The 588-nt window shown below is 78.6% G+C and carries 1 protein-coding gene; it reads right to left on the reverse strand.

Features of this window, described 5'->3' with window-relative positions:
- The coding region (locus EOE48_RS29530; RefSeq protein WP_187371591.1) for an MBG-2 domain-containing protein at positions 1–588 on the reverse strand (588 nt) is incomplete at both ends.

The raw sequence follows: 588 nt of genomic DNA on the forward strand, positions 1-588 counted from the left end.
CTGGGTGCCGACGTCGCGGCCGGCGAGCCGGCCGGTGCCCGACAGCGTGACGACGTCCGCGCCGACGCGGTCGGTCACCGTGAGCAGGCCGCCCGCGATGGCGGCGGTGGCGTCGTAGGCCCGCGTGCCCGCGAGCGTCACCGGGCGCGGCGTGACGGTGAGGCCGCCGCTGCGCGGCGCGTAGGTGATGGCGTAGTTCGCCAGCCCGGTGCCGACGGCGTCGGCGGCCGCGAGGTCGTAGGTCCCCACCCCCGACCGGGCGTCCGCGGGCGAGCGCAGGCCGACGCCCACGACGCCGTCGCCGTTGACGAAGCCGTCGCCGCGGGCGCGGCCGCTCGTCGGGTTGGCCTCGCCGTAGACCCGGGCGAGGGCGTCCGGGGTGATGGTCGCCGGGCGCCGGGCGATGGTGAAGGTGCCGTCTTGCCTGGCCGCGAGGCGGTAGTTGGGGTTGGCGAGCGTGCCGGCCACGGCGAGGGGGTAGGCGCCGGCGGCGCTGGCGGCGTCGAGGGCGAAGCCGCTCGACAGGCCGGTGAGCACGCCGATCCCCTCGCCGGGGGCGAGGCCTGTGGCCGACAGGCCCGGATCGAC

The sequence above is a fragment of the Methylobacterium oryzihabitans genome, from assembly GCF_004004555.2.
In the GTDB taxonomy this organism is placed as follows: Bacteria; Pseudomonadota; Alphaproteobacteria; order Rhizobiales; family Beijerinckiaceae; genus Methylobacterium; species Methylobacterium oryzihabitans.